Origin of the sequence: Pseudomonas turukhanskensis, assembly GCF_027922365.1 — a bacterium.
GTDB lineage: Bacteria > Pseudomonadota > Gammaproteobacteria > Pseudomonadales > Pseudomonadaceae > Aquipseudomonas > Aquipseudomonas turukhanskensis.
In genome coordinates this window covers 333,375-347,364 of the sequence record NZ_BSFN01000001.1, presented here as the reverse complement: position 1 = coordinate 347,364, position 13,990 = coordinate 333,375, and the positions used below count along the sequence as shown (strand labels likewise).

Below are 13,990 nucleotides of genomic sequence, written 5' to 3'. Positions count from 1 at the left end.
GGAGCACACCCTACAAACGCATCAGTGCTCGCTGTAAAACACCTCATCCTTGTACGGATACCACCATTCGTGAATCTGCGGCTGGTGGTCGATGATCACCATCTTCGAGCGGCGGAAGGCGTCCAGGCCCTGGCGGCCCAGTTCGCGGCCCATGCCGGACATTTTCCAGCCGCCAAAGGGCAGGGCGTCGTTGTCGATCAGCGGGTTGTTGACCCACACCATGCCGGCTTCCAAACGGTCGGCGGCTTCCATGGCTTCAGCCAGATCCGTGGAGAACAGCGAGGCGCCGAGGCCGAAGTGTGAGTCGTTGGCCAGGCGCACGGCTTCGTCGAAGTCCGCCACCTTGCAGATGGCGGCCACCGGGCCGAAGCATTCTTCGTGGAGGATATCCATGGCCTGGGTAACGCCGGTGAGGATTGTTGGCTCGTAGTACCAGCCCACCGGCTGGTTCGGCGGAATGCGCCCGCCGCAGACCACGGTGGCCCCTTTGGCCACGGCATCGGCCACCAGACGCATGACTTTGTCGCGCGCCGCCTCACTCACCAACGGGCCAATTTCACTGTGTTCCAGGCCGTGGCCGATGCGCAGCTTTTGCGTCATTGCGGCAAAGCGTTGGACGAACACATCGTGAATGTCATCCACCACAAAAAAGCGTTCGGCCGAGGTGCAGATCTGCCCGGTGAGGTGGAACGCGGCGGTGACCGAACCCGCCACGGCCACGTCCAGCGGCGCGTGCTTGGAGACGATCAGCGCATCGCTGCCGCCGGCTTCGATCACGCAGGGTTTCATCCGCTCGGCGCAGGCCATGGCCACCGCTTTGCCGGCGGCCACGCTGCCGGTAAAGGCCACCGCGTGGGTGCCTTCGGACTGGATCAGCAACTGCGCGGTTTTCGCATCGCCCGGTACGCAGCTCACCAAACCGGCGGGCAGCAGGCGGAAGTGTTCCATGAATTTCAGGGTGCACAGGGTGGTGGCTTCGGCCGGTTTGATAATGCAGGCGTTGCCGGCGGCAAGCGAGGCGGCCACGGTCCAGCACATCAGCAGAATCGGGAAGTTGAACGGCATGATGTGCACGCTCACCCCCATGGCGTCATAGCGTACATGCTGGAACGAGCCCAGTTGCGTGGTGCCGGCCACCTTGCCGGCATCGTCGCGGGCCATCTCGGCGTAGTAGCGGAAAATCGGCGCGCAGTTGGCCAGCTCGCCCATGGCTTCGGGAAAGGGCTTGCCCATTTCCAGGGTCATCAAGCGGCCGGCTTCGCGGTTTACCGGGTTGACGCCGTCCAGCGCATTGGCCAGTTGATGGAGGATGGCAGCGCGGCTTTTCGCATCCACCTTGCGCCATTCTTTTTGCGCGGCATTGGCAGCGGACACGGCGGCGTTCACATCGGCCTCGTCACCCAGCACGATGCTGCCCACTTCCTCCAGCGTGGCAGGGTTGATGATGGCGCGCAGGCGGTCGCTCTGCGGGGTAATGAAGTCGGGGTTGATAAAATGCTTCATAGCGGCTCCAGGCGTGGGCTGCGGGGTTTATCCACAGCCCGGAAACAGGGTCATTGGGCGGGCAGCGGTTGTGCCCAGCCGGGCAGATGACGGTCGAGAAATGCGCGTAGCGGTAGTAGCGTGGGGGTGTGCAACGCGCGGTCGAGCTGGCCGATTACGCGCGGCAGATGGGCCAGGTAGTGCTGTTTGCCGTCACGCTGGGCCAGGCGCACAAAAATGCCGGCAATCTTGGCGTGGCGCAGGGCGGCAAGCACGGCATAGTCGGCGCTGAATTGCTCGGCGTTGATGTCCGGCCGTTGCGCCAGGTAGCGGGTCAGCAGGTGGTCGCGAAGGCTGTCGGGTACATCCCGTCGGGCGTCTTCGAGCAGGGACATCAGGTCGTAAGCGTGGGAGCCGATCAGGGCGTCCTGAAAGTCCAGTAATCCACAGGCCCGCACGCCGTCCTGGCCGTCCAGGCGCATCAGGTTGTCCACATGGAAATCGCGCAGCACCAAGGCTTCGCGGCGGCTGGCGGCGGCTTCGGCCAGTTGTGCACAAAGTGCCAGATAAGGCGTGCGTAGCGTTTCGGCGGTGGACTTATCCACCAGCAGCGGCGCGTACCAGTCGATAAACAGCACGGCCTCGGCCAGCAATGGTTCGAGGTCGTAGGCCGGCACCTGCACGGCCAGCGCACGGGGCGCCTTGTGCAAATGCACCAGGGCATCCACCGCCAACTCGTACAGCGGTTGTTCGGCATAACCCATGGCGAGCAGCCGGGTGTAGGTGGCCTGGCCGAAATCTTCGATCAGCGCCAGGCCTGCCGTGCGGTCGCTGGCCAGCACATGGGGCGCCGACAACCCCAGCTCGCGCAGGTGCAGGGCCAAGGTCAGAAACGGCACGATGGGTTCATACGCAGGGGGCGAATCCATCAACAGCAAACCCGCCTGCGGCAAGCGAAAATAGCAGCGCCGCGAGGCATCCATAGGCAGGGCTTCGAGGCGGCAATCGGCGTACCCGGCGCCGGCCAGAAAGGCGCGGCGTTGCTCGGGGCGGGCGTACTGTTCGGCCATGGTGGTCACCGGATCATGTAGACCTTTTTGATGGTTTCGTGGACGGTGCAAGTGCCTTTCCAGTCTTTGGGGAAGAACGCTGCGGTGTCCGGTTTGATCTCGATGACTTCGCCGTTTTCATGCACATAGGTGCTGCTGCCTTCGAGGAAATGGCAGAACTCGTCGCTGGTGACATGGCAGAACCACTTGCCCGGCGTGCACACCCAGATGCCACATTCGGATTGGCCTTCGGGGCCTTTGTGCAGCACCACACCGGAGACTTTGGATTCGCCTTCGAGCATGGTGGGGATGGTGCCCCAGTCTTTGAGGTCGGTGATTTCGAGCGGGTTGTAGAGGTGTGGGGTGGTCATGGGTTTCTGATCCTTGTGGAGATTTTGTGGCGGGCCCAGGTGCGTAGGGTGTGCTATGCGCACCGTTGCGATTACGGGAAAATCGCCCGGTGCGCGGAGCACACCCTACGCACTGAACTACGCCAACATGTAAAGGTTGCGGATGGTTTCCTGCACGTGGCATTCGCCAGTCCAGCCGGCGGGGAACAGCACCAGGGTGTTGGGCTTCACTTCGATCACCTCGCCGTTGTCCTCCACGTAGGTGGCGCGGCCGCTGACGAAGTGGCACAGCTCGTCACGGGGAATCGACAGGCGCCAGCGCCCCGGCGTGCATACCCACAAGCCGGTTTCCGGGCTGTTGTTGGGGCCTTTGAACAGCAGGCGGCCGCTGGAGTGGGAGACGCCCTCGACGGCGTCGCTTTGCACGCCCCAGTCCACCAGGTCGGTACGGGTGCTGACGTCGTACAGCGCCGGGGCGGTGCTCGGGGTTGGGTTAGTCATGGTTAAGCAGTCCATCCAGAATCTTGGCCGCGTCTTGCGGGCCTTTGCGTGATTGCATGTAGGCGCTGGTTTCTTTCAGGCGCGCCTGCATGGCGGTGTCGGTGAGGCAGGCCTCGAGCTTGGCGGCCAGGTCGGCCTCGTTCCATTCGTAGCGATCAAGCTTGAAGCCGTGGCCGCTTTCTTCGGCGCGCATGGCGTTGTCGTGGCCGTCCCAGACGTATGACATGACAATCGCCGGCTTACCGAAGAACAGGCACTCGGTAAAACTGTTGTTGCCGCCGTGGTGGATCACCGCGTCGACCTTTTCGATCACCGACGGCTGCGGGTACCAGTTGGAGACCAGCACGTTGTCCGGCAGCTCGGTGTACTTCTCCAGATGCTCGCCGACGTTGAACAGCGCACGGTACGGCAGTTGGCCGATGGCGCTGATCAGGCGCTTGAGCAGGTCCACGTCGCCGGAGCCCAGGCTGCCGAAACTCACGTACAGCAGCGGTTTGTCGTTGTTGGCTTTGAATTGGGGAATGTCATATGGCTTGTCGGCGCGCACGCAGCCTTGCAGGTAGTGGAACTGTTCGGGCGGCAGGGCGTGGCGACGCTCGAATTTCACCGGGTCCGGGTACAGCAGCAGGTTCATGAAAGGCGAGGCTTCAAAGAAGGTGCCCAGCGGATAGGGCTGCTCGCCATGGGCGACGAGGAACTCGTTGAAGTCGGCGTGAATGGGGCCGACCTCTTCATCAAAACGGCGGCGGAATTCGGCGTGGCCTGCCTTGTCATGCACGCTCATGCCCGACAGGTGCGGCGGGATATCCGGGTCTTCGATTTCGTTTTCCGAGCAGGAAATAATCCGCACCCACGGCTTGCCGTATTGCTTGATGGCCGGGAACAGAATCACGTTGTCGACGCAGATCAGGTCCGGCTGCACCTTGGCCAGCACGCTGGGCAAATCCTTCTCGGCCCACTTGGCGGTTTCGACGATGGCTGCCCAGCATTCCTTCACGTAGTTGGGGATTTGCTCAAGCGGACTTTTGCGAAAGTTGGGGATATGGCCGTTGATGAAATCGACCCAGTACTTGGCCATTTCTTCCGGCGGCATGGGCGCCGACATATTCACCATATGCTCTTCGAAGCCGTAGCCCGAATACACGCCGCTCATGCCGGGGTCGGTGAGAAAAACCGCCTTGTGGCCGAGGGCTTCACAGGCCTGGGCGATGCCCACTGAGTTCAAGGCCGGGCCGTAAGCGGCTTCCGGGAAAAAGGCGATGACTTTTTGCTTCATTGCACTGCTCCTGCCTGATCCTGATTTGTGATTGTTGGTGTGCTTAGCGGGTCAATACGCGGGCATGCCGCGCTTGCCAGCCGAGGCGGATGCTGGCGCCCTGTTCAAACTGGGCGTATTCAAATTGCGACGAGGGCACGCGCACGATCAGCGGCTTGTCGCTGAGGGCGGTTTGCACGTGCAGGTTGGTATCCAGGCCGTGGTAGGCGACCTCGACGATCTGGCCGTCCACCCGGTTGGCGCAGGCTTGTTCCTCGGCCAGCGGGGTGGCGCTGCTCAGCACCTGCAGACGCTCGGGGCGAATCACCAGGGCCACGGCTTGGCCGCGTATTTCACCGACTGCCGATTCCACCGTCAGGGCGCGGTTGCGCACCATCACGCTGTTGTCGCTTTCGCGCACGCCTTCAAGGATGTTGCTCACGCCAATGAAGTTGGCGACAAAGCGGCTGTTGGGGTTTTCGTATAGCTCGGCAGGCGAGCCGCATTGGCACACCTTGCCGCCGTCGAGCACGGCCATGCGGTCGGACATCACCAGGGCTTCTTCCTGGTCGTGGGTAACGATGATGAAGGTGATGCCGCTCTCGTGTTGCAGGCGCTTGAGCTCCAGCTGCATTTTCTCGCGCAGCTTTTTATCCAGCGCGCCGAGGGGTTCATCCAGCAGCAGTACGCGGGGGCGTTTCACCAGCGCGCGGGCCAGCGCCACGCGCTGGCGTTGACCGCCGGAGAGTTGGTCGGGCTTGCGCTCGGCCAGTTCGCCCAATTGCGCGGTGGCCAGAACCTCGTCTACACGCTGGCGGATTTCGGCAGCCGGCAGCTTTTCCATTTCCAGGCCGTACGCGATGTTTTTGCGCACCGTCATGTTCGGGAACAGCGCATAGCTCTGGAACATCAGGTTCAGCGGGCGTTTGTTGGCCGGCAGCGGCGAGATATCGGTGCCATCCAGGTAGATGCAGCCGCCGCTCGGCGTTTCAAAGCCGGCGAGCATGCGCAGCAGGGTGGTTTTGCCGCAGCCGGAGGGGCCGAGCAGGGCAAAGAATTCGTTTTCGCGGATGCTCAGGGAGACGTTGTCGACGGCCAGCAGGTTCTCGCCGTAGCTCTTGCTGACCTTGTCCAGGACCAGCACGTTTTTTACTTCACTCATGATGGGTCGGGGCCTTGTTCAAACGCTGCGACGCCAGCAGCGCCGTGATGCTGACCAGCATCACCAGCGTCGCCAGGGCATTGATTTCCGGGGTGACGCCGAAGCGGATCATGGCGTAGATCTGCATTGGCAATGTGGTCGAGGCCTGGCCTGAACCCGAGTTGAAAAAGGCGATGATGAATTCGTCCACCGAGAGGGTGAACGCCAGCAAGCCGCCGGCCAGAACGCCTGGGAAAATCGCCGGCAGCAGCACCCGCCGCAGGGTGGTGAACCAACTGGCGCCCAGGTCTATCGAGGCTTCGAGAATCGAGTAATCAAAGTGCTTGAGGCGCGTGCGCACCACCGCGCAGACAAAGGCAATGTTGAACACCGCATGGCTGATCACGATGGAGTGCAGGCCCAGGCCCATCTTCACCAGGTTGAAGAAGCTCAGCAGCGCAATCGCCAGCACGATGTCGGGGATGATCATCGGCGCCATCAGCAGGGTGTCGGCGACGTGGCCTTTGTTTTCACCCTTGCGGCGCAGCTCCACGCCCAGCGCGAGAAGAGTGCCGAGTACGCAGGCGATAAAGGTCGAACTCAAGGCCACGATCAGGGTGTTAAGCGCGGCCGAGAGCACCGCTTTGTTGTTGGCTAGGGCGGCGTACCACTTGAACGAAAAACCGCTCCAGGAAGTGGGAAGCCCGGACTTGTTAAAGGACAGCAGGATCAGCACCAGGATTGGCACATAGAGGAATGCATACACCAACCACAGGTGAGCACCGAGGGCGGCGGAACTGCGCAGGCTGGGCTGGCTCATGCTTTACCCTCCGCGGCGCGACGGGCCAGCAGCGCCTGCACGAACAGCAGCAGCAACATGATGGCGATCAGGATAAAGCTCAGCGCCGAGCCGAATGGCCAGTCGCGGGCAGTGAGGAACTGCGCGTAGATCAGGTTGCCAACCATCTGCACCTGCTTGCCGCCGAGCAGATCGGCGGTGATGAAGTTGCCGATGCTGAGCACGAAAACGAACACTGAACCGGCGGCGATGCCGGGCACGCTGAGCGGCAGAATCACCCGGCGAAACGTCATCCAGCCGCTGGCGCCGAGGTCACGGGAGGCTTCCCACAGCTCGCCGTTGATGCGCGAGAGCGAGGAGTAAATGGCCAGAATCACAAAGGGGATGTAGTTGTACACCAGGCCCAATACCACCGAGCTTTCGGTGTAGAGCAGGCTGATGGGGTCGCCGCTGTAGCCCAGCGTTGCCGCCAGCTTGTTGAGCAGGCCTTCGCGGTTGAGCAGCACGATCCAGGCATAGGTGCGGATCAGGTAGTTGCTCCAGAACGGCAGCATCACCAAAAACAGATAAACCGGCTGGCGGTGGCGTGGCGCACGGGCAATGGCGTAGGCCGCCGGGTAGCCGATCAGCACGGCAAACAGGGTGGCCAGCGCGGCGATTTTGGCCGACTTGAGCAGAATGCCCAGGTACAGCGGGTCGAAGGCGCGCTGGTAGTTTTCCAAGGTAAAGGTCCACTCGATGCCGCCATAGGCACCGCGCTCGACAAAGCTGTAGACCAACACCAGAAGGCACGGCAGCACCAGAAACAGTGCCAGCCAGCCAAGCCCGGGCGTAAGAAGCCAGGCCGACAGTTTCCTGTCAGCGTGCAATGAACTCATTGGAACGACTCTGGTTGAGAATACGGATGCCCTGCAGGAGCGAGCTTGCTCGCGAAGCGCTTGATCCAAAAAGCTTCGCGAGCAAGCTCGCTCCTACGGGATTCGACTGCTTGGCTTAGCTACCGGACGCCATGATTTCCGTGACGGCTCTTGTGTAAGCCTTCTGCGTGGAACCCCCCACATCACGCAGCTGCTCCATCTTCAACAACTCAGCCGGGGTGGTGGTGAGGTTGGGGTATTTTTGCAGCAGCTCGGGCGAAAGCCCCGCCATGGCGGCCTGGTTAGGCACTTTGTAGAGGATGTTTTCCGCGACCCAGGCGTGGTTTTCCTTGGCCAACATAAAGTTGATGAATTTGTAGGCGTCGTCCTGATGCTTGGAGCTTTTCAGCACGACCATGGTGTCTACCCACAAATCCGACCCCTCTTTGGGCACCACGAATTTGATCGCTGCGTTGTCGGTGGTGCCGTAATTGCACCAGCCATCCCAGGCGTGGGCCATCAGCGCTTCACCGGAGGCGAGCTTGGAGTAGAAGGTGGTGTCGTCGAAGGACAGGATGCGTTTTTTCGCCGCGATCAGTTCGGCGCTCACAGTGGCCAGGTGCTTGGCGTCGCTATCGTTGACCGACCAGCCATTGGCGAGGAAGCCGGCGCCGAGCATCCAGCGGTCGGTGGCCAAGAGCGTGACTTTGCCTTTGAGGGCGTCGCTGGGGTTGAGCAGTTCTTTCCAGCTGGTGGGCGCGGTGGCGATCTTGTCCGAGCGGTAGCAGATGCCGGTGGTGCCCCAGGTGTAGGGCACGGAGAATTTGTTGCCGACGTCGTACTCGAGCTTGTTGGCTTCGGGGTAGAGGTTTTTCAGGTTGGGCACTTTGGCCGGGTCAATGTCGGCCAGCAGGCCTTGCTTGTGCAGCACTTCAGCGAAGGGGGAGGAGACGAACACCACGTCGTAGCCTTCGCCACCGCCTGCCATCAGCTTGCCCATGATTTCTTCGTTGGTGGCGTGCAGGGCTTTGTCGGTGTCCAGGCCGCTGGCGGCTTTGAATTTGTCCAGCGCATCGGGGGCCATGTAGCCGTCCCAGATGGAGATGACCAGGTCTTTGGCGCTGACCGCCTGGGCCGAAACGGCCAGGGAAACAGCGAAACCCAAAGACAGCAGGTTTTTCAGCTTGCTCATGTTGCGCGCTCCTAACGACTGTTGTTGTTGGTGTTCGAAGGCAGTGCTGCAAAATCTAGCTAATATGTTTTTTTTCCGAAATTAAGACCGGAAAATTCCTATGTCAACGGTTTTTTGTTCAGGGTGCGCCGTTCTTGTTGCCCATCGAGGGCTGTGGCATAAGGTGCCCAGCACCACGACCGGGGCGGCTTGGCGCCCCCACAGGCAGGGATAAAACAGGCTTGAGCAGCAGCGAAAAAAAACCACGGGGCAACCACCTGGAACTGGCCCGGCGCATTCTTGAGCATGTGCAGGAAAGCGGTTTGGTGATCGGCCAGGCGTTATCCGAGCAAGCCTTGGCCCGTACCTTTCAGGTGTCGCGCACCTTGGTGCGCGCGGCGCTCAAGCTGTTGCAGGAAGAAGGGCTGCTGAGCCACGAGGCAGGTAAGGGCTACAGCCTGCTGGCGCTGCCAGACCAGGCGCTGAGCGCGGCTTTGCCGCAGGCCGAAGAAGAGGCGCTGGCCACCTCTGCATTGCGTGACCGTATGGCCGGGCGCCTGGGCAGCAGCATCAGCGTCAGCGAGTTGATGCGCCGCTACAGCATCGGCCGGCCGGCGGCGCAGAAGGTCATCACCCAGCTCAGTGAAAGCCAGGTGCTGGAGCGCGGGCCGGGGCAGTCGTGGTTGTTCCGGCCGCTGCTCAATAACCTGGCGGCGCTGGAAGACAGCCTGCATTACCGCCTGCTGATGGAGCCGCAGGCCATTCTCTGCCCAGGCTTCGAGCCGGACCTGGCGCGCCTGGCGCTGCTGCGTGAAGGCATGGAAACCCTGCTGGGCCAGAGCATCGGCAGCTTCGATATCCAGCAGTTTCGCGAGGTGGATATCAGCTTTCACGAGTGCATCGCGCAAAGCTGTGGCAATCAATTTATTCGCGATGCGTTGCTGCACCACCAGGCGCTGCGGCGTTTGCCGAACCTGTTGCCGATGGTGAGCGTGCACCGTCTGCAAGAGGCGCTGCGCGAGCATTTGCGCATCATTGAGCATATCGAGCGTGGGCAGCTGGAGATCGCCGCCGACTTGTTGCGTCTGCACTTGCGCCTGTCTTCGGCGCAGCGGCCGCAGACGGCTAACCGGGGCGTGCCGCAAGTGGGACCGCTGCGCCGGTAAGCAATTTCCTACACGGCTGGTTTTTTTGTGCTAAAAAATACCGCGTAGCCAAAACCCAATCCTCCACCGTCATTCCGGCGAAGGCCGGAATCCAGAATTGCAAAGGGATCCCCGTTAGCTCGGCGATCTTCGTACCTGGGCCCCAGCCTGTGCTGGGGCGACGGTGGGTTTACGCGAATGTTGATGTTCCTGCTGGATTTCCGTGCATGCCCAAAGAACCGCTAATCGCCTTTTTCCCTGAAGCCAGCTTTGGTGCGGCGCTCAATTGCATCGGCATCGCCCAGGTGCTCAAGGGCCTTGGTGCCAAGCCTGTGTTTATTTGCCATGGGCATTTCCAGGGGATTTTCGCCGAGTACGGTTTTGCCGAATTTCCGATTCCAGCCCAGACCAAGCTGTCGGCCGCCGAGCACCAGCACTATTGGGAAACCTTTATCGAAAAAAACATCCCGTACTTCGATCAGACGCCACTTGAGCAGATCGACAGCTACGTGGCGCCGGCCTGGGAAGCGATCATCGATACCGCCATCGAGGCGGAAAAACCCTTGCAGCAGTTGCTGGCCCGCTTGCGCCCGGATGTGATCGTGCTCGACAACGTGGTGACCTTTCCGGCCATCAGCAACGCCGGTTGCCCGTGGGTGCGCATGGTGTCGTGCGCTGAAACCGAATTGCCCGATGCGGCGGTGCCGCCCTATCTCTCCGGGTGTGCCGCGAGTGATGCCGCTGCGCGTGAGGCGTTCGTCAGCCGCTATAACGCCGCCGTGGCGCCGGCCCATGCGCGGTTTTCGCGCTTTCTGGAAAGCTGCCAGCACCCGCTGCACCCGCCCGGGCAATTTCTTGAAGATTCGCCCCACCTGAACCTGCTGCTGTCGCCAACGCCGGTCCGCTACAACCGTAAGCAGCCGTTGGCACCCGAGCGCTACGTGTACCTCGACGGCTGCGTGCGCTCCGAAGCGCCTTACGTGGTACCTGAATTTCCGGCCCACAACGAAGCGCCGCTGATCTACGTGAGTTTCGGCAGCCTGGGCGCCGCCGACGTGCAGATGATGAAGCGCCTGATCGCCACCGTGGCCGGTTTGCCGTATCGCTTTCTGATCAACGTCGGCGCCTACCGCGAGATGTACGACAGCGTGCCGGACAACGTCTACCTCGACAGCTGGTTCCCGCAGCCTGCGGTGCTGCGCGAATGCAGGCTGTTCGTGCACCACGGCGGCAATAACAGTTTTTGTGAAGCCCTGTATTTCGGCCTGCCATCGGTGGTTATTCCCTATTGCTGGGACGGCCACGACAACGCTCGTCGGGCAGAAGAAGTGGGCGTTGGCGCCTATCTGCCACGCTACGCCGAACCGCTCGCAGCTCTGCCTGAGGCACTGCGCCAACTGCTGGCGGACGAGGCCCTGGCTGCCCGTTTGCAGGGCATCAGTGCCACCATGCAAAGCAACCCTGGCAGTGTTAACGCCGCGCAAGCGATCCTCGCCCTGACCGAGTAGCCAGGGTTCTGCGTCACAAATTCTCTGCAAAGGCCGATGTGGCGCGTTACTTGCCATCATTTTGCCGTGGACGCAATTGCCATCATTGAGCCATTATCGGCACCTTGTTCTCGGTTGGCCGATTTCGGCGTAGTACGAGCGCGTAGAGAATTCCGCAATGCCTTCAATTCCGCTGTTGGTGTGTGACGACTCAAGCATGGTGCGCAAGCAGCTGCTGCGTGCGCTGCCGCCTGAATGGGCGGTGTCGGTCACCGAAGTGGACAACGGCAAGGCCGGGCTTGAGGCCATTCGTAATGGCCTGGGCAAGGTGGTGCTGCTCGACCTGACCATGCCGGTGATGGATGGCTACCAGGTGCTCAACGCGGTGCGTGAGGAAGGCCTGCAATCGCACATCATCGTGATTTCGGCCGACGTGCAGGAAGAAGCGGTGCGCCGCGTGCTGGAACTCGGCGCCCTGGCGTTTTTGCGCAAGCCCTTCGACCCCTCGGAATTTCGCGCCACCCTGCACAAACACGGCCTGCTGGCCGTGCCGCAGCAGGATGTGGCCGCCAACGCCCCGCAAATCGATGGCCCCAGCAGTTTTCGCGATGCCCTGCAGGAAACCGTCAACGTCGCCATCGGCCGTGCCGGCGCGATGCTGGCGCGGGTGCTGGATGTGTTTGTGCAACTGCCGGTGCCCAACGTCAACCTGCTGGAAGTGGGCGAACTGCACATGGCCCTGGCCGACGTGCAGCGCGGTGATGAGCGCCTGACCGCCATCTGCCAGGGCTATATCGGCAGCGGCATTGCCGGTGAAGCGCTGCTGATTTTCCATGACTCGGAAATCGCCGACATGGCCACCCTGCTGCACCGTGACGGCAACGACGGCGGCGACCTGGAAATGCTTCTGGACCTGTCGACGCTGTTGATCGGCGCCTGCCTGTCGGGCATTGCCGAGCAGATCGACGTGGTGTTCTCTCAGAGTCACCCGCAGATTCTGGGCGAGCACCTGGCCATTGACGAGCTGATCTCGGTAAACAGCCGGCGCAACCAGAAAACCCTGGCGGTGGAGATCAGCTACAGCCTGGAAGGCCACGATATTCACTTCGACCTGCTGATGCTGTTCAGTGAAGACTCAGTGCAACTGCTGAACAAAAAACTCGCGTACCTGATGAACTAGGCGGCCACGATGAAAGAGCCGATCGACCTCAACGAATTCCACTGGCTGCTCGCGATTGTGCAGAGCATCGACGTGGGCGTTGTGGTGTTCGACGAGGACTATCGCGTACTGGTGTGGAATACCTTTATGGAAAACCGCTCCGGCATTCAGCCAGGCACAGCCCACGGCAATTCGTTCTTCGAACTGTTCCCGGAAGTGGACAGCAAGTGGTTTCGCAAGAAGGTCGAAGGCGTGGCCGCCCTCGGCACGCCGGCCTTTACCGTGTGGGAACAGCGCCCGTACCTGTTGCGCTTCAAGAACTACCAGCCGATCACTGGCCGTGAAGACTTTATGTACCAGAACACCACGCTGTTCCCGCTGCGCTCGGCGAACAGCAAGATCGGCCATATCTGCCTGGTGATCTACGACGTGACCGACGTGGCCAACAACCGTCGGCAACTGCTTTCGGCCAACGCCGAGCTGCAAAAGCTTTCCAGCACCGACCGCCTGACCGGCCTGTACAACCGTGGCCATTGGGAAGAAAGCCTGCAGAAAGAACACGCCCGCCATCGTCGCTACGACAGCACGGCGACGCTGATCATGCTCGACATCGACCACTTCAAGCGTATCAACGATACCTACGGCCACCAGGCCGGCGACAAGGCGATTCAGCGGGTGGCCGACTCCATTCGCGAGCTGATTCGCGATGTGGACGTGGCCGGCCGTTACGGCGGCGAAGAGTTCGTGATTCTGCTGCCCGACACCAGCAAGGAAGGCGGCCGGGTGTTTGCCGAGCGGCTGCGCCAGCATGTGGCGGCGTTGAAGATCGAGCATGCCGGCGAAGTGTTGCGCATGACCATCAGCCTTGGGGTGGCGGATTTGTCGGTCTCCTGCGACCACCATGAAGAGTGGATTCGCTGGGCGGATGAGGCGTTGTATGCGTCGAAAGAAGATGGACGTAATCGGGTGACGGTGTACGAGTAAAAGCCCTCGAAACCTCCACCGTCGTCCCAGCGCAGGCTGGGACCCAGAATCTTGCGTCGTATCAAAATCCCGCACCTTTCAAAATTCTGGATTCCCGCCTGCGCGGGAATGACGGAAGTTTGCAGGACGTTATGGGGTCGACCGCAACTCTTCGATATGGCGGTATTCAGCTCCGGGAAATACACCCGTCGTCCCCGCGAAGGCTGGGACCCAGAATCTTGCGCCGTATCTAAATCCCGCACCTTTCAACATTCTGGATTCCCGCCTGCGCGGGAATGACGGAAGTTTGCAGGACGTTATGGGGTCGACCACAACTCTTCGATATGGCGGTATTCAGCTCCGGGAAATACACCCGTCGTCCCCGCGAAGGCGGGGACCCAGAATCTTGCGTCGTATCAAAATCCCGCACCTTTCAACATTCTGGATTCCCGCCTGCGCGGGAATGACGGAAGTTTGCAGGATGTTATGGGGTCGAGCGCAACTCTTCGATATGGCGGTATTCAGCTCCGGGAAATACACCCGTCGTCCCCGCGAAGGCGGGGACCCAGAATCTTGCGTCGTATCAAAATCCCGCACCTTTCAACATTCTGGATTCCCGCCTGCGCGGGAA

The 13,990-nt window shown here is 61.2% G+C and carries 13 protein-coding genes; 4 read left to right on the top strand and 9 right to left on the bottom strand.

All coding sequences use genetic code 11. The annotated features are described in order from the left end of the window. Window positions 1–21: 21 nt before the first annotated feature. From PKE98_RS01575 to PKE98_RS01535, 9 genes are all read right to left on the bottom strand, one after another. Entirely contained in the window at window positions 22–1,503 is a 1,482-nt protein-coding gene (locus tag PKE98_RS01575; RefSeq protein WP_271193459.1) for an aldehyde dehydrogenase family protein, read from the bottom strand. 50 nt (window positions 1,504–1,553) lie between these two features. Continuing rightward, on the bottom strand, window positions 1,554–2,552 hold the full coding sequence (locus PKE98_RS01570) for an aminoglycoside phosphotransferase family protein (protein ID WP_271193458.1): 999 nt from the start codon (window positions 2,550–2,552) through the stop codon (window positions 1,554–1,556). Between the two features lie 5 nt (window positions 2,553–2,557). Further along, window positions 2,558–2,902, bottom strand: a complete 345-nt coding sequence (locus PKE98_RS01565; protein WP_122449875.1) for a cupin domain-containing protein — start codon at window positions 2,900–2,902, stop codon at window positions 2,558–2,560. Between the two features lie 117 nt (window positions 2,903–3,019). Further along, the gene (locus PKE98_RS01560) at window positions 3,020–3,382 is read right to left on the bottom strand and encodes a cupin domain-containing protein (protein WP_271193457.1); all 363 of its coding nucleotides are present in this window, start codon (window positions 3,380–3,382) and stop codon (window positions 3,020–3,022) included. Beyond that, window positions 3,375–4,658: a nucleotide disphospho-sugar-binding domain-containing protein gene (locus PKE98_RS01555; RefSeq protein WP_271193456.1), complete on the bottom strand. Its 1,284-nt coding sequence runs from the start codon at window positions 4,656–4,658 to the stop codon at window positions 3,375–3,377. The genes PKE98_RS01560 and PKE98_RS01555 overlap by 8 nt, the downstream gene beginning before the upstream one ends. Window positions 4,659–4,701: 43 nt before the next feature. Continuing rightward, window positions 4,702–5,799, bottom strand: a complete 1,098-nt coding sequence (locus PKE98_RS01550) for an ABC transporter ATP-binding protein (RefSeq protein ID WP_271193455.1) — start codon at window positions 5,797–5,799, stop codon at window positions 4,702–4,704. After that, a complete protein-coding gene (locus PKE98_RS01545; protein ID WP_271193454.1) occupies window positions 5,792–6,598 on the bottom strand; it encodes an ABC transporter permease in 807 nt (268 codons plus the stop codon). Before PKE98_RS01545 ends, PKE98_RS01550 begins: the two co-directional genes overlap by 8 nt. Beyond that, complete coding sequence (locus tag PKE98_RS01540; RefSeq protein WP_271193453.1) at window positions 6,595–7,455, bottom strand: ABC transporter permease; 861 nt, start codon at window positions 7,453–7,455, stop codon at window positions 6,595–6,597. The genes PKE98_RS01545 and PKE98_RS01540 overlap by 4 nt, the downstream gene beginning before the upstream one ends. Window positions 7,456–7,570: 115 nt before the next feature. Then, window positions 7,571–8,626, bottom strand: coding sequence for a polyamine ABC transporter substrate-binding protein (locus tag PKE98_RS01535; protein ID WP_271193452.1), 1,056 nt, complete (start codon window positions 8,624–8,626; stop codon window positions 7,571–7,573). 221 nt (window positions 8,627–8,847) lie between these two features. Between PKE98_RS01535 and PKE98_RS01530 the strand changes: the two genes are divergently transcribed. The 4 genes from PKE98_RS01530 (at window position 8,848) to PKE98_RS01515 (ending at window position 13,380) form a co-directional block, all read left to right on the top strand. Further along, window positions 8,848–9,771 carry an FCD domain-containing protein gene (locus PKE98_RS01530; RefSeq protein ID WP_271193451.1) on the top strand — a complete coding sequence of 308 codons (924 nt, stop codon included), beginning with the start codon at window positions 8,848–8,850 and terminating at the stop codon, window positions 9,769–9,771. Between the two features lie 206 nt (window positions 9,772–9,977). Further along, window positions 9,978–11,258 carry a nucleotide disphospho-sugar-binding domain-containing protein gene (locus tag PKE98_RS01525; protein ID WP_271193450.1) on the top strand — a complete coding sequence of 427 codons (1,281 nt, stop codon included), beginning with the start codon at window positions 9,978–9,980 and terminating at the stop codon, window positions 11,256–11,258. Window positions 11,259–11,415: 157 nt separating this feature from the next. Further along, the gene (locus PKE98_RS01520; protein ID WP_271193449.1) at window positions 11,416–12,417 is read left to right on the top strand and encodes a response regulator; all 1,002 of its coding nucleotides are present in this window, start codon (window positions 11,416–11,418) and stop codon (window positions 12,415–12,417) included. Between the two features lie 9 nt (window positions 12,418–12,426). Continuing rightward, the gene (locus PKE98_RS01515) at window positions 12,427–13,380 is read left to right on the top strand and encodes a sensor domain-containing diguanylate cyclase (protein ID WP_271193448.1); all 954 of its coding nucleotides are present in this window, start codon (window positions 12,427–12,429) and stop codon (window positions 13,378–13,380) included. The last annotated feature ends 610 nt before the right edge of the window (window positions 13,381–13,990 follow it).

Excerpts from the sequence above, each read along its gene's own strand:
- PKE98_RS01545 (WP_271193454.1), bottom strand. The coding sequence starts at position 6,598 with ATGAGCCAGCCCAGCCTGCGCAGTTCCGCCGCCCTCGGTGCTCACCTG.
- PKE98_RS01520 (WP_271193449.1), top strand. The coding sequence starts at position 11,416 with ATGCCTTCAATTCCGCTGTTGGTGTGTGACGACTCAAGCATGGTGCGC.
- PKE98_RS01535 (WP_271193452.1), bottom strand. The coding sequence starts at position 8,626 with ATGAGCAAGCTGAAAAACCTGCTGTCTTTGGGTTTCGCTGTTTCCCTG.
- PKE98_RS01565 (WP_122449875.1), bottom strand. The coding sequence starts at position 2,902 with ATGACCACCCCACACCTCTACAACCCGCTCGAAATCACCGACCTCAAA.
- PKE98_RS01570 (WP_271193458.1), bottom strand. The coding sequence starts at position 2,552 with ATGGCCGAACAGTACGCCCGCCCCGAGCAACGCCGCGCCTTTCTGGCC.
- PKE98_RS01555 (WP_271193456.1), bottom strand. The coding sequence starts at position 4,658 with ATGAAGCAAAAAGTCATCGCCTTTTTCCCGGAAGCCGCTTACGGCCCG.
- PKE98_RS01575 (WP_271193459.1), bottom strand. The coding sequence starts at position 1,503 with ATGAAGCATTTTATCAACCCCGACTTCATTACCCCGCAGAGCGACCGC.
- PKE98_RS01550 (WP_271193455.1), bottom strand. The coding sequence starts at position 5,799 with ATGAGTGAAGTAAAAAACGTGCTGGTCCTGGACAAGGTCAGCAAGAGC.
- PKE98_RS01540 (WP_271193453.1), bottom strand. The coding sequence starts at position 7,455 with ATGAGTTCATTGCACGCTGACAGGAAACTGTCGGCCTGGCTTCTTACG.
- PKE98_RS01525 (WP_271193450.1), top strand. The coding sequence starts at position 9,978 with ATGCCCAAAGAACCGCTAATCGCCTTTTTCCCTGAAGCCAGCTTTGGT.
- PKE98_RS01560 (WP_271193457.1), bottom strand. The coding sequence starts at position 3,382 with ATGACTAACCCAACCCCGAGCACCGCCCCGGCGCTGTACGACGTCAGC.
- PKE98_RS01515 (WP_271193448.1), top strand. The coding sequence starts at position 12,427 with ATGAAAGAGCCGATCGACCTCAACGAATTCCACTGGCTGCTCGCGATT.